This window comes from Mycobacterium asiaticum (genome assembly GCF_001673635.1).
In the GTDB taxonomy this organism is placed as follows: domain Bacteria; phylum Actinomycetota; class Actinomycetes; order Mycobacteriales; family Mycobacteriaceae; genus Mycobacterium; species Mycobacterium asiaticum_C.
Window position 1 is genome coordinate 165995 of record NZ_LZMH01000035.1, and the last position, 20123, is coordinate 186117.

16 protein-coding genes and 1 pseudogene are annotated in these 20123 nt (G+C 66.5%); 12 read left to right on the forward strand and 5 right to left on the reverse strand.

Translation table 11 applies throughout. The annotated features are described in order from the left end of the window. The first annotated feature begins 6 nt into the window (after positions 1-6). The 3 genes from A5645_RS09220 (at position 7) to coaD (ending at position 4547) form a co-directional block, all read left to right on the forward strand. Positions 7-3390, forward strand: a complete 3384-nt coding sequence (locus A5645_RS09220) for a pyruvate carboxylase (RefSeq protein WP_065129306.1) — start codon at positions 7-9, stop codon at positions 3388-3390. Between the two features lie 45 nt (positions 3391-3435). Beyond that, positions 3436-3990, forward strand: coding sequence for a 16S rRNA (guanine(966)-N(2))-methyltransferase RsmD (rsmD, locus tag A5645_RS09225; protein ID WP_065129307.1), 555 nt, complete (start codon positions 3436-3438; stop codon positions 3988-3990). 77 nt (positions 3991-4067) lie between these two features. Next, entirely contained in the window at positions 4068-4547 is a 480-nt protein-coding gene (gene coaD / locus A5645_RS09230) for a pantetheine-phosphate adenylyltransferase (protein ID WP_036354550.1), read from the forward strand. 3 nt (positions 4548-4550) lie between these two features. Here the strand turns inward: coaD and A5645_RS09235 are convergent, their stop codons facing one another. Both A5645_RS09235 and A5645_RS09240 read right to left on the reverse strand, forming a co-directional pair. Next, positions 4551-5507, reverse strand: coding sequence for a metallophosphoesterase (locus tag A5645_RS09235; RefSeq protein ID WP_065129308.1), 957 nt, complete (start codon positions 5505-5507; stop codon positions 4551-4553). 91 nt (positions 5508-5598) lie between these two features. Then, positions 5599-5778, reverse strand: coding sequence for a hypothetical protein (locus A5645_RS09240; RefSeq protein ID WP_065129309.1), 180 nt, complete (start codon positions 5776-5778; stop codon positions 5599-5601). A 206-nt stretch (positions 5779-5984) separates the two neighbouring features. Here A5645_RS09240 and A5645_RS09245 point away from each other — a divergent pair, with 206 nt between their 5' ends. Next, positions 5985-7037: an NAD-dependent epimerase/dehydratase family protein gene (locus tag A5645_RS09245; RefSeq protein ID WP_065129375.1), complete on the forward strand. Its 1053-nt coding sequence runs from the start codon at positions 5985-5987 to the stop codon at positions 7035-7037. 8 nt (positions 7038-7045) lie between these two features. Here the strand turns inward: A5645_RS09245 and purU are convergent, their stop codons facing one another. From purU to A5645_RS09260, 3 genes and pseudogenes are all read right to left on the reverse strand, one after another. After that, positions 7046-7957 (reverse strand): formyltetrahydrofolate deformylase, encoded by a 912-nt coding sequence (gene purU / locus A5645_RS09250; RefSeq protein ID WP_065129310.1) that lies wholly within the window; start codon positions 7955-7957, stop codon positions 7046-7048. Positions 7958-8023: 66 nt separating this feature from the next. After that, positions 8024-9371, reverse strand: a pseudogene (locus A5645_RS09255) (HNH endonuclease signature motif containing protein). A gap of 140 nt (positions 9372-9511) precedes the next feature. Next, the gene (locus A5645_RS09260) at positions 9512-10729 is read right to left on the reverse strand and encodes a permease (RefSeq protein ID WP_065129311.1); all 1218 of its coding nucleotides are present in this window, start codon (positions 10727-10729) and stop codon (positions 9512-9514) included. Between the two features lie 267 nt (positions 10730-10996). Between A5645_RS09260 and sepIVA the strand changes: the two genes are divergently transcribed. From sepIVA to ftsY, 8 genes are all read left to right on the forward strand, one after another. After that, positions 10997-11734 (forward strand): cell division protein SepIVA, encoded by a 738-nt coding sequence (gene sepIVA / locus A5645_RS09265; protein ID WP_036356859.1) that lies wholly within the window; start codon positions 10997-10999, stop codon positions 11732-11734. 87 nt (positions 11735-11821) lie between these two features. Continuing rightward, a complete protein-coding gene (locus tag A5645_RS09270) occupies positions 11822-12409 on the forward strand; it encodes a YceD family protein (protein WP_065129312.1) in 588 nt (195 codons plus the stop codon). Next, entirely contained in the window at positions 12406-13131 is a 726-nt protein-coding gene (rnc, locus tag A5645_RS09275; RefSeq protein ID WP_065037841.1) for a ribonuclease III, read from the forward strand. The genes A5645_RS09270 and rnc overlap by 4 nt, the downstream gene beginning before the upstream one ends. Beyond that, positions 13131-13991 (forward strand): DNA-formamidopyrimidine glycosylase, encoded by an 861-nt coding sequence (gene mutM / locus A5645_RS09280; RefSeq protein ID WP_065129313.1) that lies wholly within the window; start codon positions 13131-13133, stop codon positions 13989-13991. Before rnc ends, mutM begins: the two co-directional genes overlap by 1 nt. A 114-nt stretch (positions 13992-14105) precedes the next feature. After that, the gene (locus tag A5645_RS09285; protein WP_065037839.1) at positions 14106-14519 is read left to right on the forward strand and encodes an OsmC family protein; all 414 of its coding nucleotides are present in this window, start codon (positions 14106-14108) and stop codon (positions 14517-14519) included. After that, a complete protein-coding gene (locus A5645_RS09290; protein WP_065037838.1) occupies positions 14506-14787 on the forward strand; it encodes an acylphosphatase in 282 nt (93 codons plus the stop codon). Before A5645_RS09285 ends, A5645_RS09290 begins: the two co-directional genes overlap by 14 nt. A 127-nt stretch (positions 14788-14914) precedes the next feature. Further along, the gene (smc, locus tag A5645_RS09295) at positions 14915-18526 is read left to right on the forward strand and encodes a chromosome segregation protein SMC (protein ID WP_065129314.1); all 3612 of its coding nucleotides are present in this window, start codon (positions 14915-14917) and stop codon (positions 18524-18526) included. Positions 18527-18581: 55 nt separating this feature from the next. Then, the gene (gene ftsY, locus A5645_RS09300; RefSeq protein ID WP_065129376.1) at positions 18582-19925 is read left to right on the forward strand and encodes a signal recognition particle-docking protein FtsY; all 1344 of its coding nucleotides are present in this window, start codon (positions 18582-18584) and stop codon (positions 19923-19925) included. Positions 19926-20123: the final 198 nt, after the last annotated feature.

The window sequence follows — 20123 nt, forward strand, 5'->3', positions numbered from 1 at the left end:
CCGGCCGTGATCTCCAAAGTGCTGGTGGCCAACCGCGGCGAAATCGCCATCCGGGCGTTCCGTGCCGCCTACGAGCTGGGCGTCGGCACCGTCGCCGTCTACTCCTACGAGGACCGCAACTCATTGCACCGGACCAAGGCCGACGAGTCCTATCAGATCGGTGAAGTCGGGCATCCGGTGCGGGCGTACCTGTCCGTCGACGAGATCGTTGAAACGGCGCGCCGCTGTGGTGCGGACGCCGTCTATCCCGGTTACGGATTCCTCTCGGAGAACCCGCAATTGGCGGCGGCGTGCGCCGCCGCGGACATCACCTTCGTCGGACCCGGCGCCGATGTGCTTCAGCTGACCGGCAACAAGTCCCGGGCCGTCGCCGCGGCGCGCGAAGCCGGACTGCCGGTGCTCGAGTCGTCGGCGCCCTCGGCTTCGGTGGACGATCTGGTGGCGGCATCTGAAGACATGCGATTCCCGTTGTTCGTCAAGGCGGTCGCCGGCGGCGGTGGGCGCGGCATGCGCCGGGTCACCGACAGCGCCGCGCTGCCCGAAGCGATCGAGGCGGCCAGCCGGGAGGCCGAGTCCGCGTTCGGCGACCCCACGGTGTATCTGGAACAGGCCGTGCTGCGACCGCGGCACATCGAGGTGCAGATCCTGGCCGACAACCACGGCAACGTGATTCACCTCTATGAGCGGGACTGCAGCGTGCAGCGCCGTCATCAGAAGGTGATCGAACTGGCGCCCGCCCCGAACCTGCCCGCAGAGCTACGTGAGCGGATCTGTTCGGACGCAGTGGCTTTCGCACGTCACATCGGCTACAGCTGCGCCGGCACGGTCGAGTTCCTGCTGGACGAGAACAGCGACTATGTCTTCATCGAGATGAACCCGCGGATTCAGGTGGAACACACCGTCACCGAGGAGATCACCGACATCGACCTGGTGTCCAGTCAGCTGCGGATCGCCTCGGGGGAGACGCTGGAGAATCTGGGCCTGACGCAGGATGCCGTCCGTCCGCATGGCGCCGCTTTGCAATGCCGCATCACGACCGAGGATCCAGCCAACGGATTCCGGCCGGACACCGGGCGGATCAGCGCGTTGCGTACGCCCGGCGGCGCGGGCATCCGGTTGGACGGCAGCACGAACTTGGGTGCCGAGATCTCCGCGCATTTCGACTCGATGCTGGTCAAGCTGACTTGCCGGGGCCGGGATTTCCCGACGGCGGTCAGCCGGGCCCGGCGGGCCATGGCGGAGTTCCGGATCCGCGGTGTGTCGACGAATATCTCTTTCCTGCAAGCGGTTCTGGACGACCCGGACTTCCAGGCCGGTCGCATCACCACCTCGTTCATAGATGACCGGCCGCAGTTGCTGACCGCGCGCACCTCGGCGGACCGCGGCACCAAGATCCTGAATTATCTGGCAGATGTCACCGTCAATCAGCCGCACGGCGCGCGGCCGTCGACGGTGTACCCGCAGGACAAATTGCCCGAGGTCGACCGAGAGGCGGCACCGCCGCCCGGATCCAAGCAACGGTTGGTTCAGTTGGGCCCGGAGGGTTTCGCGCGCTGGCTGCGGGAGTCGCCGGCGGTGGGGGTCACCGACACCACTTTCCGCGACGCGCACCAGTCGCTGCTGGCCACCCGGGTGCGGACCAGCGGATTGATGATGGTGGCACCGTATCTGGCGCGGACGATGCCGCAACTGTTGTCGGTCGAATGTTGGGGCGGCGCAACCTATGATGTGGCGCTGCGGTTCCTCAAGGAGGACCCGTGGGAGCGGCTGGCCGCGCTGCGGGAAGCTATCCCCAACATCTGTCTGCAGATGCTGCTGCGAGGCCGAAACACGGTGGGGTACACGCCTTATCCGGAGATCGTGACCTCGTCGTTCATCGAGGAGGCGACGGCCACCGGCATCGACATCTTCCGCATCTTCGACGCGCTGAACAATCTCGACTCGATGCGGCCCGCCATCGATGCCGTACGCGAAACCGGTTCTGCCATAGCCGAAGTCGCGATGTGTTACACCGGCGACCTGTCGGATCCCGCGGAGCAGCTTTACACCCTGGACTATTACCTCCGGCTGGCCGAGGGGATCGTCGACGCGGGTGCACACGTGCTGGCGATCAAGGACATGGCGGGGCTGCTGCGGGCGCCGGCAGCCCACACTCTGGTGAGCGCGCTGCGGAGCCGCTTCGACCTGCCGGTGCACGTGCATACCCACGACACCCCGGGTGGGCAGCTGGGGAGCTACGTGGCCGCGTGGCAGGCCGGCGCCGATGCGGTCGACGGCGCCTCGGCACCGATGGCGGGGACCACGAGCCAGCCCGCGCTGAGTTCGATCGTGGCCGCGGCAGCGCACACCCCGTACGACACCGGCTTGTCCCTGGCGGCGGTGTGCGCGCTGGAGCCGTACTGGGAAGCCTTGCGAAAGGTGTACGCGCCCTTTGAATCCGGGCTGCCCGGTCCGACCGGGCGGGTGTACCACCACGAGATCCCGGGCGGGCAGTTGTCGAACCTACGACAGCAGGCGATCGCACTCGGGCTGGGGGACCGGTTCGAGGAGATCGAAGAGGCGTACGCGGGCGCCGACCGGGTGCTTGGCCGGTTGATCAAGGTCACGCCGTCGTCGAAGGTGGTGGGTGACCTCGCGCTGGCGTTGGTGGGTGCCCAGGTGAGCGCCGACGAATTCGCCGCCGAACCATCGCGGTTGGACATCCCGGAATCGGTATTGAGTTTCCTGCGCGGCGATCTGGGTGATCCGGCCGGGGGATGGCCCGAGCCACTGCGGTCGGCGGCGCTGGAAGGTCGTGCTCCGGCCAAGCCGGATCCGGAGCTCAGCTCTGACGACTCGAACGCGTTGTCGGCACCGGGGCCCAAACGGCAGGCGGTGCTGAACAGGCTGCTGTTCCCCGGTCCCACAAAGGAATTCGAGGAACATCGGGAAACCTACGGTGACACCTCGCAGCTGTCGGCCAACCAGTTCTTCTACGGGCTGCGCCAAGGCGAAGAGCACCGGGTCAAGCTGGAGCGCGGCGTCGAACTGTTGATAGGGCTCGAGGCCATATCTGAACCGGACGAACGCGGCATGCGCACGGTGATGTGCATCATCAACGGTCAGTTGCGGCCGGTGCTGGTGCGCGATCGCAGCATCGCCAGTGCGGTTCCGGCCGCGGAGAAGGCCGACCGGGGCAATCCCGGGCACGTCGCGGCGCCCTTCGCCGGGGTGGTGACGGTGAGCGTGTCTGAGGGCGATGAGGTGAGCGCCGGTGACACGATTGCCACCATTGAGGCGATGAAGATGGAAGCGCCGATCACCGCGCCCAGCGACGGCACCGTTGAGCGGGTGGCGGTATCGAGCACCGCTCAGGTGGAGGGTGGGGACCTGCTGGTGGTGTTGAGCTGACGCGCCGGTGACGATGCGAACGGACGCTATGAGGAGCGGCGCGCTTTGACGCGCATCATCGGTGGGGTGGCCGGAGGCCGGCGTCTCGCGGTCCCTCCGAAGGGGACCAGACCGACCACCGATCGGGTGCGTGAGTCGCTGTTCAACATTCTGACGGCGCGACTGGATTTCACCGGTTTGGCCGTGCTCGATCTGTATGCAGGTTCGGGTGCGCTGGGGCTGGAGGCGCTTTCCCGCGGGGCCGCGTCGGCACTGTTCGTCGAATCCGACCAGCGCAGCGCGGCGGTCATCACCCGCAATATCGGAGCCGTAGCTCTGCCCGGCGCCACGGTGCGCAAAGGCACGGTGTCGGCGGTGCTGACCGCCGGGACGGCGGCGCCGGTGGACCTGGTGCTGGCCGACCCGCCCTACGAGGTCGACAGTGCGGAGATCAACGCAGTCCTGGTCGCGTTGAGTGCGCACGGCTGGGCTCGGGCGGGAACTGTTGCGGTGGTGGAGCGCTTTGCGGGGAGCCCGCGGCTGACCTGGCCGAACGAGTGGTCGGTTTGGCCCGAGCGGGTGTACGGCGACACCCGTCTGGAGCTGGCCGAACACGACTGAGTGTCGGTGCTAGCGTTTTTAGCCATGGGTGCCGCTCCTCTTTATCACTTCGGTCTGCATCGTCGCGAGCGCGGATCATGAGCGGCGCGGTTTGTCCCGGGTCTTTCGACCCCGTCACCCTGGGCCACATCGACGTGTTCGAGCGCGCCGCCGCCCAATTCGACGAGGTGGTGGTGGCCATCCTGGTGAACCCCGCTAAGAAAGGCATGTTCGACCTCGACGAGCGAATCGCGATGATCGAGGAGTCGACGACGCATCTGCCCAACCTCAAAGTGAAGTCAGGCCAGGGTCTGGTGGTCGACTTCGTCCGCTCTTGTGGAATGAACGCCATCGTCAAGGGTCTGCGCACCGGCACCGACTTCGAGTACGAGCTGCAGATGGCGCAGATGAACAAGCATGTGGCCGGTGTGGACACCTTCTTCGTTGCCACCGCTCCGCGCTACTCGTTCGTGTCGTCGTCGTTGGCCAAAGAGGTTGCGATGCTCGGAGGTGACGTGACTGAGCTATTGCCCGAACCGGTGAACCGTCGACTGCGGGAACGGATCGCTGAGCGGTAGCCACTAGGCCAGCTGGACGTAGTGCTCGGGGTTGATGGTGTTTTCGCCCGACCATCGGTAGGCGGTTATCTCGCCGCCCTTGGCCACACTGAAATCCACGCAGGCACAGTGGGCGGTCCAATCGCGTGCCCGCTGCGGCTTGCCCCGCCGCCAATAGTGGCCGAAGAACACCGGAACGGTGTCGGTGTATACGACGGACCGATCCTTCGCATCGACCTCGACGTCGGGCAGTGTGGGGTAGGGCTGACCGTCCTCGGTTGTGTAATTGCTTGCTATCTCGGCGATTTCACGCAGCGTCGTCGCGCCGTCATCCCACCACCGGATCCTGGCGTTGCCGCGCGGGTGGCCGTCCTTGTCCCGGTAGGCAGGCTGCCCATGGGCGGTCAAGCTGATCTCCGGTCCCTTGAGCAGGATTTCCACGGTCGTGTAGAGCGGATCGCCTTTCGTCGAAGCTCTCGCGAATTGAGCCGGGTCACTGAAACGATTCGAACCTAATTGGCCCGCAACATATTCCATTGATTCCCTGTGCCAGCAGGCGTGCACAACCCGAATGTCAGCTAGGTCCAGCCACAGGGGCAGCGTTGCGAACCAGCGTATGTACTCGGTGCGCTGTTTGAGCGTGAGCTGCTTGAGAAACGCCTGATGCTGGTGCGTGTTCTTCTTGGTGCGCCTACGCAGGTAGCAACCCGTGTTGTCCGGGTTACGGGTGGCATAGCAGATCGCGTTGAATTCGTGGTTGCCCATGACAATCTGGGCGCTGCCGTTGTCCACCATCGGCTTGACGAGCTCGAGAACGCGGAGCTGCTCGCTGCCTCGGTCGACCAGATCACCCACGAAGATCGCCTGCCGTTCGGGATGCCGGTAGGCCCCCTCGCGGACCTCATAGCCGAGTTCAGCGAGCAGCCTCTCCAGCTGCGAGGCGCAACCGTGGACGTCGCCGATGATGTCGTAGCCCTGCATAACTCGATCTTCGCATCTGGGTCTGACACGACTTGCCCACGAAAAACGGACCCGGTCCGGTGGGGGACCAGGTCCGTTCGTGTTGCCCGAACTAGTTGGGGTCGAAGCAGGTGTAGAAGGTCTGCGTCGCGTAGTCGTAGCAGGTGTATGTGCCGTACTCGGGCAGGTGGTTCGGAGCGGCGTTGGCGGTGCCGGCCCCGAAGGCGGCCAGGCCGATCGCGGAAGCCAGCAGTGACATCCTGGCGAGGGCACGGATGCGGGTGGTGAACATAATGGGTACCTCTCTTTCGCGTCGTTGCGATTTGTTGGGCGGCGGTTGCCGTTGGGGAAACAATGGCGGCGGCAGCTTGACGAAACCTTGTGGGATCCTTGGCGAGTAGCCCCCCGCGGGCACGCCGCCCGAAACGTGAGACGTTGCCCGATAAAAGAGTTACCGTCCTTTCAAGAACAACGATGTTCTACGGGATCGGGGACGCCATGTCGGGAACCGTGCTGATTACCGGCGCTTTCGGTTTGGTCGGATGCGATACCGTGCGGCGGTTCGCCCGGGACGGCTGGCGGGTGGTGGCCGCCGCTCACCGCCGGGCCGACGCGGTGTTACCGCACGGGGTGGAAACTCGATGGACCGATCTGACCGATCCTGACGGCGTCGATCGCCTGGTCACCGATGTGTCACCCGATGTCATCGTTCACCTGGCCGCGGTGATCCCGCCGCTGACATACCGCTACGCGCGATTCGCTCGCAAGGTGAACGTCGACGCCACCGTTGCCCTGGTGCGGGCCGCCGAAAGCCGGCCGAAACCGCCCCGGTTCCTGTACGCCTCCAGCGTCGCGCTTTACGGCGCGCGTAACCCTTACCACCACGCTGACCTACTCGATGTGGACACACCGCTGCGGCCGTGCGAGCTCTACGGAGGCCACAAACTTGAAGCCGAACTACTGGTCCGGTCGTCAAGCCTGGACTGGGTGGTGTTGCGACTGGGCGGGGTGCTCAGCGTCGACCCGCTGGCCATGCCCTTCACCCCCGATATCGTGTATTTCAGCAGCGCGTTGCCGAGCGACGGGCGGGTGCACTGCGTCGACACCCGCGACGTCGCAGCGGCTTTCGCCGCGTGCGCGGATAAAGACGTGGTCGGGCAGATCCTGCTGATTGCCGGCGATGACACACATCGATTGCGACAGGGCGGGATTGGATCGGCGATGGCGGCAACTCAGGGCATGGTCGGTTTGTTGCCGCAGGGCCGGCCCGGCAACCCGGACAGTGACGACGACTGGTTCCCCAATGATTGGATGGACGTCACCCGCGAGCAGAAGTTACTGAGTTTCCAGCAACATCCGTGGCCGGACATGCTCGCCGAGATGTCCGCACGGGCCGGTTGGAAGCGCACTCCGCGACGGCTTATCGCGCCAATGGCTCATCAGCTCGTCAAACGCCACGGGGCGTATCTCAATGCGCCCGGTCAGTATGCCGAGGTTTGGGGGGCGCTCCGCACACGGTTCGGTGAAACGGCGGTGGAAGTCGTCTCCTAGCAGACGTCCTAGAAGACGATGGTCTGGTTGTTGTGCACGATGACGCGGTCCTGACAGTGCCAGAGCACCGCCCGGGACAACACCGCGCGCTCGACGTCGGCGCCGACACGTACCAGGTCGTCAACGGTGTCAGTGTGGCTGACGCGCACCACATCCTGTTCGATGATGGGTCCTTCGTCGAGCACCTCGGTGACATAGTGAGCGGTCGCGCCGACGAGTTTGACGCCCCGCTCGCGGGCGCGCTTGTAAGGGGCTGCCCCGATAAAGGCGGGCAGGAACGAGTGGTGAATGTTGATCAGTGGGCAGCCGACCGCGGCGAGGAACTCCGGAGTGAGTATCTGCATATAACGGGCCAGAACCACCAGATCGACATTGCCGGTGAGCAATTGGAGCTGACGCTGCTCAGCCTCGGCCCGTGTGTCGCGGGTGGCGGGAATGTGGATGAATGGCACCCCGAAGGGCCGGACCCGCTCGGCCAGGTTCGGATGGTTGGCGATAACCATGGCGATCGACATGGGGAGTTCGCCGCGTCGAGTGCGCCACAACAGATCCAGCAGGCAGTGATCGTCCTTGGATGCCATGATCGCGACCCGTTTGGGATTTGCGGCCTCGGTGAATCGGTAGTCGATGCCGAACTTCTTGGCGACCGAGTTGGCGAAGTCGCGTTCCAGCCCATCGATCGCCGCGGTGAGTCCGGGTAGATGAAAGATCGCCCGCTGCAGGAAGGTCCCGTCCTCTGGCGCGGTCGAATGCTGATCCAGCGAGATGATGTTCGCGCCGGCATTGGCGAGGAAGGCGCTCACGGCCGCAATGATTCCCGGCCGGTCGTGGCAGCGCAGCAACAAGCGTCCGATGTCGGCGGGCGGCGGTGGGCCGGCAGGCCGTAGCGGGAAGTCGCCGGGTTCGCTTGGCGGTGACATGCGCGACCTCCCTTCGCCGGGAAATGACGCAGGACACGATACCGCCGAGAGTTGGTGTTTCGGCAGCTATGGCTCGTCTTCGTCCTCGTCGCTTTCGCAGAGCAGCTTTTCGGGGTGGTGGAATTTGTTGGTGCGGGGCTGGCCACGGTCCAGGTGGGCGGGTGGAAGCCATTCGGTGTCGCCGCGTTTGCTCGTGCGGGTGAGCCAACCTTTCTCGGCGATGGGGTGATGTCTGGTGCAGGCGAACGTGAGATCGTTGCCGTCGGTGATGCCGGACTTCGCGTAGGGCCTCACGTGGTGCACATCGCAGTTGTAGCCCTTGGCCGAGCACCCGGGAAAGGTGCAGCCGCGGTGCTTCGCGTACATGACGAGCCGTTGTGCGGCGTTCGCGAGGCGCTTGGTGTGGTACAGCGCCAAAGCCTTTCCGTCGTCGAAGATCGCCAGGTAGTGACGCGCGTGACTGGCCAGCCGGATCACATCGGACATCGGCAGGATGGTGCCCCCACCGGTGAGACCTCGCCCGGCAGCTCCTTGAGCGTGGTAGTGACGACGATCGACGTCGGTAAACCGTTGTGCTGACCCAACTCCTTCGACATCAGCAGCGCCCGCAGCCCTACCAGTAGCGCATCGTGGAAGCGCTGGGCCTTGGACCGTAGGTCGTGCCGCGCCGCCTCTTCGATGGGCCGCTCATCGACTACGGGAGTCTCGTCGTCGGGATCACACATGCCCGGCGCGCCGAGTTTTGCCTCGACGGCCTCTACCGTGGCCCGCAATCCCGGGCTGATATAGCCGCTGATGCGCGACATGCTGTCAGATTCCTGCTTGCCCAACGTTATGCCCCGTTTGCGGGCGCGATCGTCGTCGGAGAAGTTGCCGTCGGGGTTGAGGTAATTGGCCGACTCGACGGTCAGCCCGCGCAGATCATCTGGACGGCGGTCGATCGCGAGCTTGGCCAGTTGCCGTTCGGCTTCTTCCCTTGTCCAAACGTGTACCGATGCGGCTGGATCGCGGAAAAAATCGCGAATCACCCGGACATGCCTTTCGCCGATCTTTCCTTCGCGGCGGTTGCCGGCAGCAGTGGTGGAAGCGGCTCGCCGGTCAATGCCCTGCGTTCACCCAGGTCCTGCGCTTCGGCGATGCGCCGGCCGGCCTCGTTCGGGGTGACATGCAATAGATCGGCTACCGGACGGCCCAGCGGGCCACCAAGTTCCTCCGGGCCGGCCTGCGCGCCGAGTTGATTGATCATCGTGTGCTGCGGTGCCCGCAGCCGGCGCGCCATACGTTCTGTGCGTTGCAACACCCGTTACAGCTCCGGAGGGACGAGTAGGTCAAAGGTCAACGCGCACAGACGGTTCAAGGCCTCATCGAGGAGATCCAGCACCTCGCCGATTTCCTCACGAGTGCTGGAAGCCATGCCTGAATTTAACGAATGTGCACTGACACAAATGCCGGCCGAAGGGCAGAAAGGGGGCGGCACAGACGATTTCGTTGACAGCGAACTCGCCAGTGCATACATCAAGCATGCGTCCCCGGTGGTAGTGCGAGCGCCGGAGACTAGTGGCAGCCCGGCCGGTGATCCTGATGACCACCATGGTGATCGTGATGATCGTGATGGTCGTGCCCTTCATCCGGCGAGCCAGCCATCATCCGCAGCATCGGCATGCCCCCGCTGGTGAAGAACCGCGCGACCAGCACCCCCGCGATCACCAGGAAGACGATGTTCAGCCAGGTGGTGTAGTTCCACGAGATTCCGGCCGACATCACCATCGCGTTGCGTTGGCTCGGAATGAGATTGGCGGTGCCGAAGATCAATTCGACCAAGTAGCCGGCGGCGACCATCGACACATAGAAGGTGGCCAACAACGTCAGCATCATTCTGGTGCCGTAGTACTTGCGGTAGATATTGAGGATCGGCAGGATCAGCAGGTCCGCGAAGATGAATGCGATCACCCCGCCGAAGCTGATGCCGCCATTCCACAGCACCGCGGCCAGCGGCACATTGCCGATCGAGCAGACGAACGACAAAATCGCGACAAACGGTCCGACGATCGGTCCCCACACAACCGACCATGTCGGGTGACTGGTCAAAAAGAAGTCCTGCCAGAAGGTTTCGGGAATCCAGGCCGCGATGGCGCCCGCGATGAACAACCCAAGGATCAGATCCCGCAGGATCGCCAGCCACTCCATCACGAACACGTGTGACACCGAGGTCAGGCCGGGTCCGGAAAACAGCCGCCGAAAGAATGACCCGTCACCCTGAATGGACATGTCCATGGCCGCGTGGCCCTCCATGGACCCGGCCACGCCCTTTTCCGCCTGCTCGCGGGCGGCCTCGATCAGCCGCGAGCGGACGAAGAACCGGAACAGCAGCGCCAGCACGATGATCATCAGCGGCCCGCCGACGAACTCCGCCGCCGTGAACTGCCAGCCCATCAGCAGAGCCAGGATGATGCCGAGCTCCACCACCAGGTTGGTCGAACCGATCTCGAACGCCATCGCGGCGGTGAAGTTGGCACCTTTGCGGAACAACGACCGGGCCAACGCCACGGCGGCGTACGAGCACGAGGACGAGGCGGCGCCGAGGCCGGCCGCGACGGCCAGAGTACGGGGGCGGTCGTCGCCCATCAGCGACACGATCGTCGAACGCCGCACCACGGCCTGCACCACCGCGGACAGCGCGAAGCCCAGGATCAGTGCCCACAGGATCTCCCACGTCATCGAGCCGGTGAGGGCTAATGCATGACCGAGAGCTCCCAGCACTTTGTCCGCCATCCGTCCTCCACTCCGTCTCTGTATACCCCAGGGGGGTATAAGAAATTGTTGCCCGCCGGTCCGTCGCCGTCAAGCCCTGCCTACCGGCCGGATCTATCGTCCTGCCAGCTGCGACCCAGCGGCGATAGGCTGTAGCAAACCACGTGCGCCCGGATCGTCGGCGGGTGAGATGGGAAATTGAGCCCGACACACCGGCGTTATCACCGCTGTCACAGGCGTAACACCAGGCACACTGGTCACAACAATTGATGCCAGGAGGGTATGGCCGTGTACCGAGTCTTTGAAGCGCTGGACGAATTGAGCGCCATCGTCGAAGAAGCCCGTGGCGTACCGATGACGGCGGGCTGCGTCGTGCCCCGCGGTGACGTGCTGGAACTGATCGACGACATCAAGGACGCCATCCCAGGCGAACTCGACGACGCTCAGGACGTGCTGGATGCCCGCGATTCGATGCTGCATGACGCGAAGGCGCACGCCGACTCCATGGTGTCCGCGGCAACCACCGAGTCGGAGTCGATGGTCAACCACGCCCGCGCCGAGGCCGACCGCCTACTCTCCGACGCCAAGGCCCAGGCCGACCGGATGGTGAGCGAGGCCCGGCAGCACAGCGAGCGGATGGTCGCCGAGGCACGCGAGGAGGCCATGCGCATCGCCGCCTCGGCCAAGCGCGAGTATGAGGCCAGCGTCAGCCGGGCCAAGACCGAATGCGACCGGTTGATTGAAAACGGCAACCTGTCCTACGAGAAAGCCGTGCAAGAGGGCATCAAGGAGCAGCAGCGCCTGGTGTCGCAGAACGAGGTGGTGCAGGCTGCCCACGCCGAATCCACCCGCCTCATCGACACTGCCCACGCCGAGGCCGACCGGTTGCGCGGCGAATGCGACATCTACGTCGACAACAAGCTGGCCGAGTTCGAAGAATTCCTCAACGGCACCCTGCGCTCCGTCGGCCGTGGCCGGCACCAGCTGCGTACGGCGGCCGGTACGCACGACTACGTGACTCGCTAACCCGACGGCCCCGGACGCGGCGAAAGTCGCAGCCCCGGACGGGGCGAAAAGTCATGGGCCTGCGTTGCGCGCCGTAGGATTCCAGGTATGGCCAAGCACCACAGCCAAACGGCACAGCGACCCGTGCGGACGCCACTGACCATCGACATCGCCAAGCTCGGTCGACGCCCGGGCTCTATGTTCAGAGTGCAGGACACCGTGGATAGTCCGACGCGCATCGGCGTTGAGCTGATCGCGATCCCGAAGGGCGAATCACTGGACCTGGATCTGCGGGTGGAGTCGGTGTCCGAGGGAGTGTTGGTCACCGGGGCCGTCGCCGCAGCCACCGCGGGTGAATGCTCGCGTTGCCTGTCGCCTATTCAGGGACGGGTGCAGGTTGAGCTGATCGAGCTGTTCGCGTATCCGGACAGTGCCACCGAAGCGACCACCGAGGAGGACGAGGTGGGGCACGTCGTCGACCAGATGGTCGACCTGGAGCAGCCGATCATCGACGCCGTGGGTCTGGAGCTGCCTTTTTCGCCAGTGTGCTCGCCCGATTGTCCGGGACTGTGCCCGCAGTGCGGGGTTTCCCTGGCCGCCGAACCCGGGCACCACCATGACCAGATCGACCCGCGGTGGGCCAAACTGGCCGGGATGTTTGAGAACGAGAAAGACAACGACGGCGGTGAGCGGTGACCCGGTCACGGCAGGCGCTGCTCGACGCGCTCGGTGTCGAACTGTCCGACGACCTGCTTTCACTGGCGCTGACGCACCGCAGCTTCGCCTACGAGAACGGCGGGCTACCTACCAACGAGCGGCTGGAGTTCCTCGGCGATGCCGTGCTGGGGCTGACCGTCACCGACGCGCTCTATCACCGCCACCCCGAGCGCTCCGAGGGTGACCTGGCCAAACTCCGGGCGAGCGTCGTCAACACCCAGGCACTGGCCGATGTAGCCCGCAACCTGACCGACGAGGGTCTGGGCGTGCACATCCTGCTGGGCCGTGGCGAGGCCAATACCGGCGGCGCCGACAAGTCCAGCATCCTCGCCGACGGCATGGAGTCCCTGCTCGGCGCCATCTACCTGCAGCACGGCATCGATGTGGCGCGAGAGGTCATCCTGCGGCTGTTCGGCCCGTTGCTGGACGCGGCCCCAACGCTCGGTGCCGGTCTGGACTGGAAGACCAGCCTGCAGGAACTCACCGCGTCACGGGCGCTGGGCGCGCCGTCCTACTCCGTCACCTCCACTGGCCCCGACCACGACAAGGAGTTCACCGCCGTCGTCGCGGTGATGGACGCCGAATACGGCTCGGGTGTGGGGCGCTCCAAGAAGGAAGCCGAGCAGAAGGCTGCGTCGGCGGCCTACAAGGCGCTGGAGGCCATGGAAGTGCTCGACAGCGCGGGGAAATCCTCCTTCTAGTGCCTGAACTGCCCGAAGTCGAGGTGGTGCGTCGCGGCCTCGAGACCCATGTGCTGGGCAAGACGATCACCGCCGTTCGTGTCCATCACCCGCGCGCGGTGCGCCGCCATGAGGCCGGGCCCGCCGACCTCACCGCCCGGTTGCTCGACGCCCGCATTACCCGAACCGACCGGCGCGGCAAGTACCTGTGGCTGATCCTGGACAAGGCCACCGACCCGGACACCGCGCTGGTGGTGCACCTCGGCATGAGTGGGCAGATGTTGCTGGGCACGGTGCCGCGCGCCGACCACGTTCGGATCTCCGCGCTGCTCGACGACGGGACGGTGCTGAGCTTCGCCGACCAGCGGACATTCGGCGGGTGGCTGCTCGCCGACCTGGTGACCGTGGACGGCAGCGTGGTGCCGGCCCCGGTCGCCCACTTGGCGCGCGATCCGCTGGACCCCCGATTCGACGCCGATGCGGTGGTTGAGGTGTTGCGGCGCAAGCACTCTGAGATCAAGCGACAGCTGCTGGACCAGCAGGTGGTGTCGGGCATCGGCAACATCTACGCCGACGAGGCGCTGTGGCGGGCCAAGGTCAACGGCGCCCGCATCGCCGCCAACCTGTCGCGCCGTCAGCTGGCGTCAGTGCTGGATGCCGCCGCCGAGGTGATGCGTGAGGCGCTGGGCAAGGGCGGCACGTCCTTCGATTCGCTGTACGTCAACGTCAACGGTGAGTCGGGCTACTTCGACCGATCGCTGGACGCCTACGGCCGCGAAGGCCAGAACTGCCGGCGTTGCGGAGCGGTGATACAACGGGAGAAGTTCATGAATCGCTCGTCGTTCTACTGTCCGAAATGCCAGCGCCGACCGCGCCGGTAAGGATTCTCGCCGAGTTCGCGTTGAGCTCGTTGAGCCTGCGTTCACGACGTGAAATCGCTCGATTTCGCGCCCTCACCGCAGGCTGAGCGTCTGGGAAATTGCAGAAAGGGAGCCATGACTGATCTGTGGGTCGAACGCACTGGCCCGCGCCGGTACACCGGACACAGCTCACGCGGCGCGCAGGTACTCGTCGGCAGCGAGGACGTCGAGGGCGTCTTCACCCCTGGCGAGCTGATGAAGATCGCGCTGGCCGCCTGCAGCGGGATGTCCAGCGATCAGCCCCTGGCCCGCCGCCTCGGCGACGACTACCGGGCAACCGTCAGGGTGTCCGGTGCCGCCGACCGGGAGAAGGAGATCTACCCGCGGCTCGACGAGAAGCTGGAACTGGACCTGTCGGGGCTGTCCGAGGACGAGAAGGCGCGCCTGCTCGTGGTCGTCAACCGGGCCATCGACGCGGTTTGCACCGTCGGCCGCACCCTGAAATCCGGCACCACGGTGACCTTCGAGGTGGACGATGTCAGCACCTGACGTGCGGCTGACCGCCTGGGTGCACGGCCACGTCCAGGGCGTGGGTTTCCGGTGGTGGACCCGTTGCCGGGCGCTGGAGCAGGGGCTGACCGGCTATGCGGCCAATCAAGCCGACGGCCGTGTGCTGGTGGTGGCCAACGGTCCCCGCGAGGCAGGCGAACGCCTACTGGATTTGCTCCGGGGCGACAGCACGCCGGGACGGGTGGACAAGGTGGTCGCCGACTGGTCGGAACCCACCGAGCAGTTCACCGGGTTCGTCGAACGGTAGCCACGCGTGGTGCATTTGGGGTCAGAGCGACTCGATTGACCAGCGGTGTGCAAGGGGTCTGGAACACCGCTCGTGACACGCCCCGAGCGGGCGGAGGCGGACGCTTGCACCGGTAATCTGGCCCCTCGTGTACCTCAAGAGTCTGACGCTGAAGGGATTCAAGTCCTTTGCGGCGCCGACGACTCTGCGCTTCGAGCCGGGCATCACCGCCGTCGTCGGCCCCAATGGGTCCGGCAAGTCCAACGTCGTTGACGCTCTCGCCTGGGTGATGGGGGAGCAGGGGGCAAAGACCCTGCGCGGCGGCAAGATGGAAGACGTCATCTTCGCCGGCACCTCCTCGCGCGCGCCGCTGGGCCGCGCCGAGGTCACCGTTACGATCGACAACTCCGACAACGCATTGCCGATCGAGTACTCCGAGGTGTCGATCACCCGCCGGATGTTCCGCGACGGCGCCAGCGAATACGAGATCAACGGCAGCAGTTGCCGTTTGATGGATGTTCAGGAGCTGCTCAGCGACTCGGGCATCGGCCGCGAGATGCACGTGATCGTGGGCCAGGGCAAGCTCGACGAGATCCTGCAGTCGCGGCCCGAGGACCGGCGCGCGTTCATCGAAGAGGCGGCCGGGGTGCTCAAGCACCGCAAGCGCAAGGAAAAAGCGCTGCGCAAGCTCGACGCCATGGCCGCGAACCTGGCACGTCTCAACGACCTGACCACCGAGCTGCGCCGCCAGCTCAAGCCGCTGGGCCGGCAGGCCGAAGTGGCCCGCCGCGCACAGACCATCCAGGCCGATCTGCGCGACGCCCGCCTGCGCCTGGCCGCGGACGACCTGGTCAACCGGCGCTCCGAGCGTCAGGCGATCTTCGATGCTGAAAGCACCATGCGCCGCGAGCACGACGATGCCGTCGCCCGGCTGGCGGTGGCCTCCCAGGAACTGGCCGCACACGAAGAAGCCTTGGCGGACTTGTCGCAACGCGCGGAATCGATCCAACAGACCTGGTTCCGGCTGTCCGCCCTGGCCGAACGGGTCGGCGCCACGGTCCGCATTGCCAGCGAACGCGCGCAGCACCTCGACGTAGAGCCGGTGCGCACCAGCGACACCGACCCCGACGCACTGGAAGCCGAGGCCGAGGAGGTGGCCCAGGCCGAGCAGGAGCTGCTGGCTGAGCTCGCCGAGGCTCGCGCCCGACTGGATGCCGCGCGCGCCGAACTCGCCGAACGGGAGCGCCGCGCCGTCGAAGCCGAGAAGGCGCACCTGGCGGCGGTGCGCGCCGAAGCCGACCGGCGCGAGGGCCTGGCCCGGCTGGCCGGGCAGGTGGAGACCATGCGGGCCCGGGTGGAATCGACCGACGAGAGCGTTGCGCGGCTGTCCGAACGGATCGAACACGCGGCTACCCGTGCCCAGCAGACCCGGGCGGAGTTCGAGAGTGTGCAGGGCCGCGTCGGCGAACTCGACCAGGGTGAGGTCGGCCTCGACGAGCAGCACGAACGCACGGTCACCGCGCTGCGACTGACCGACGAACGCGTCGCGGAGCTGCAAACCGCCGAACGCACCGCGGAACGCCAGGTCGCGTCGCTGCGAGCCCGCATCGAGGCGCTGTCGATGAGCCTGGAGCGCAAGGACGGCGCCGCGTGGCTAGCTCGAAATCATTCTGGCGCAGGTCTTTTCGGTTCCGTTGCGGAACTGGTCAAGGTGCGCCCGGGGTATGAAGCCGCGCTGGCCGCGGTGCTGGGTTCGGCGGCCGACGCACTGGCGGTCGACGGCCCCGGCGCCGCGCACACGGCGGTGGCCGCGCTCAAGCAGGCCGACGGTGGCCGCGCCGCCCTGGTGCTCAGCGACTGGCCCGCGCCCGCCGACACGCCCCGGACCGAGGAGTTGCCCGGCGGGGCCGCCTGGGCACTGGACCTGATCGATTCGCCGCCGCGATTGCGGGGCGCGATGGCGGCGATGCTGTCGGATGTCGCGGTGGTCGGCGATCTGGGTGAAGCGCTGGAACTGGTGGCCAGGCATTCCCGACTGCGGGCGGTCACGCTGGATGGTGACCTCGTCGGCGCCGGGCGGGTGAACGGTGGATCCGACCGCAAGGTCTCGACTTTGGAGGTCGCCTCCGAGATAGAGAAGGCCCGCGGTGAGCTGGCCGCCGCCGAGGCGCAGGTGGCTCAACTGAGCGCGGCGCTGTCCGGTGCATTGACCGAGCAGACCGCTCGTCAGGACGCGGCCGAGCAGGCCCTGGCCGCGCTCAACGAATCCGACACCGCCATTTCGGCGATGTATGAACAACTCGGGCGCCTGGGTCAGGAGGCGCGTGCGGCCGAGGACGAGTGGAGCCGGCTGCTGCAGCAGCGCGAGGAGCTGGAAGCGGGACGGGCGCGCACCCTCGAAGAGGTCGTCGAGCTGGAAACCCGGCTGCGAAACGCGCAGGAGACCGAGCACGTGCAGGCGGCCGAGCCCAACCTGGTCGAGGCCCGGCAGGAAATCGCCGCGGCTGCCGAGAGCGCGCGCAGCGCCGAGGTCGAGGCCCGGCTGACGGTGCGCACCGCCGAGGAGCGCGCCAACGCGGTGCGCGGACGCGCGGACTCGCTGCGTCGCGCGGCGGCCGCCGAGCGCGAGGCGCGAGTGCGGGCCGAACATGCGCACGCCGCTCGCCTACGGGCGGCCGCGGTGGCCGCGGCAGTGGCCGAGTCCGGACGGGTGTTGGCCGCTCGGCTGAACCGGGTGGTGGAAGCGGCCTCGCGGCTGCGCGACCAACTCGCCGCTGAACGGCAACAGCGCACGGCGGCCATGAACGCGGTGCGCGAGGAAGTGAACACGCTGAGCGCGCGGGTGGCGGCTCTCACCGATTCGCTGCATCGCGACGAGGTGGCCAACGCCCAAGCCGAGCTCCGGATCGAGCAGCTCGAGCAGATGGTGCTCGAGCAGTTCGGCATGGCGCCGACCGACCTGATCGCCGAATACGGCCCCGACGTCCCGCTGCCGCCCACCGACCTGGAGATGTCCGAGTTCGAGCAGGCCCGCGAACGCGGTGAGCAGGTGGTGGCGCCGGCCCCGATGCCGTTCGACCGCACCACCCAGGAGCGGCGCGCCAAACGCGCCGAACGCGAACTCGCCGAACTCGGCCGCGTCAACCCGCTGGCCCTGGAGGAGTTTGCTGCGCTGGAGGAGCGGTACAACTTCCTGTCCACCCAGCTCGAAGACGTCAAGGCCGCCCGCAAGGACCTGCTGGACGTCGTCGCCGAGGTGGACGCCCGCATCCTGCAGGTGTTCAGCGAGGCGTTCGTCGACGTCGAACGCGAGTTCCAGACGGTGTTCACCGCGCTTTTCCCCGGCGGGGAGGGCCGGCTGCGGCTGACCCAGCCCGACGACATGCTCGCCACCGGCATCGAGGTGGAGGCCCGCCCACCCGGCAAGAAGGTCACCAGGTTGTCTTTGCTCTCCGGGGGCGAGAAGGCACTGACGGCGGTGGCCATGCTGGTGGCGATCTTCCGGGCCCGCCCGTCGCCGTTCTACATCATGGATGAGGTGGAGGCCGCCCTGGACGACGTCAACCTGCGTCGCTTAATCGGCCTGTTCGAGATGCTGCGCGACCAGTCGCAGCTGATCATCATCACCCACCAGAAGCCCACCATGGAGGTCGCCGACGCGCTCTACGGCGTGACCATGCAGGGTGATGGGATCACCGCGGTCATCTCGCAGCGGATCCGCGGTCAGCAGGTGGATCAGCTGGTTTCCAGCACCAATTAGTTCGTTTGATTCGCTCCGGGTTTCACCCGAGATGCATTGGGAAGGGATAGTCAGCGTGTCCGAAGGTTTGTGGATTGCCATCGCGGTCGCCGCCGCCCTGATCATCATTGCGGCGTTGGTCGTCGGCCTGGTGCGCTACCGCAAGCGTCGGATCAAGCTGGCGCCGACGCCCAAACCGGACGCTATCGACCGGTCCGGCGGGTACACGGCGTCCTCGGGCATCACCTTCAGCAAGACACCGACCGCCGAACCGGTGCTCGACACCAGCGGGCTGCCCGCTGTCGGCGACGACGCGACCATCCCGCGCGATGCGCCCAAGCGCACCATTTCCGAGGTCCACCTGCCCGATCCGGAGCTGGAAACGGTGCCGGAGACCGAACCCGAGATCGAGGCCGAGCCGGAACTCGAGATCGAAGTCGAGCCGGTACCCGAGATCGAGGTCGAGCCGGCACCCGAGGCGCCGCAGATCGAAGCCATCGAACCGACGGAAGGACGGTTGGAACGGCTGCGGGGGCGGCTCGCCCGGTCGCAGAACGCCCTGGGCCGCAGCGTGCTGGGCCTGATCGGGGGCGGCGACCTCGACGAGGACTCCTGGCAGGACGTGGAGGACACGTTGCTGGTCGCCGACCTGGGCCCGGTGGTCACCGAGTCGGTGGTGTCGCAGCTGCGCAGCCGGCTGGCCAGCGGCAACGTCCGCAACGAGGCCGAGGCCCGGGCGGTGCTGCGCGAGGTGCTGATCGGGGAGTTGCAACCCGCCATGGACCGTTCGATCCGCGCGCTACCGCACGCGGACCATCCGTCGGTGCTGCTGGTCGTCGGCGTCAACGGCACCGGCAAGACAACCACCGTCGGCAAGCTGGCCCGGGTGCTGGTGGCCGACGGCCGCCGGGTGGTGCTGGGCGCCGCCGACACGTTCCGGGCCGCCGCGGCCGACCAGTTGCAAACCTGGGCGTCGCGGGTGGGCGCGGAAGTGGTGCGGGGCGCCGAGGGGGCCGACCCGGCGTCGGTGGCCTTCGACGCCGTGGACAAGGGCATCCAGTCCGGCGCCGACGTCGTCGTCATCGACACCGCCGGCCGGTTGCACACCAAGGTCGGGCTGATGGACGAGCTGGGCAAGGTGAAGCGGGTGGTGACCCGCCGGGCAGCCGTTGATGAGGTGCTGCTGGTGCTCGATGCGACGATCGGGCAGAACGGGCTGGCTCAGGCGAAGGTGTTCGCGGAGGTCGTCGACATCACCGGGGCGGTGCTGACCAAGCTGGACGGAACGGCCAAGGGCGGCATCGTATTCCGGGTCCAACAGGAACTCGGCGTGCCGGTGAAGCTGGTCGGACTGGGCGAAGGAGCCGACGACCTGGCGCCGTTCGAGCCGGCCGCGTTCGTGGACGCCCTGCTCGGCTGATCGGGACGGTGGCGACCCGCCGCGCCCGGCTACGCCGCGCCTGCGATCACCACGAGCAGCTATTACACAGCAACTTTTACGTTAATCCTGACGAAACATCGCTGCCCCATTCGCGCAACAACTTATGCGCATGGTTCTGGATCAGGTCGCCAGTCATTTATCTGGGGCCCTCCCAACGCTGACTGGAGGTGATAGCGA

Excerpts from the sequence above, each read along its gene's own strand:
- A5645_RS09235 (WP_065129308.1), bottom strand. The coding sequence starts at position 5,507 with ATGCAGGGCTACGACATCATCGGCGACGTCCACGGTTGCGCCTCGCAG.
- purU (WP_065129310.1), bottom strand. The coding sequence starts at position 7,957 with ATGTCACCGCCAAGCGAACCCGGCGACTTCCCGCTACGGCCTGCCGGC.
- coaD (WP_036354550.1), top strand. The coding sequence starts at position 4,068 with ATGAGCGGCGCGGTTTGTCCCGGGTCTTTCGACCCCGTCACCCTGGGC.
- A5645_RS09240 (WP_065129309.1), bottom strand. The coding sequence starts at position 5,778 with ATGTTCACCACCCGCATCCGTGCCCTCGCCAGGATGTCACTGCTGGCT.
- A5645_RS09260 (WP_065129311.1), bottom strand. The coding sequence starts at position 10,729 with ATGGCGGACAAAGTGCTGGGAGCTCTCGGTCATGCATTAGCCCTCACC.
- A5645_RS09245 (WP_065129375.1), top strand. The coding sequence starts at position 5,985 with ATGTCGGGAACCGTGCTGATTACCGGCGCTTTCGGTTTGGTCGGATGC.
- A5645_RS09285 (WP_065037839.1), top strand. The coding sequence starts at position 14,106 with ATGACTGATCTGTGGGTCGAACGCACTGGCCCGCGCCGGTACACCGGA.
- A5645_RS09270 (WP_065129312.1), top strand. The coding sequence starts at position 11,822 with ATGGCCAAGCACCACAGCCAAACGGCACAGCGACCCGTGCGGACGCCA.
- A5645_RS09290 (WP_065037838.1), top strand. The coding sequence starts at position 14,506 with ATGTCAGCACCTGACGTGCGGCTGACCGCCTGGGTGCACGGCCACGTC.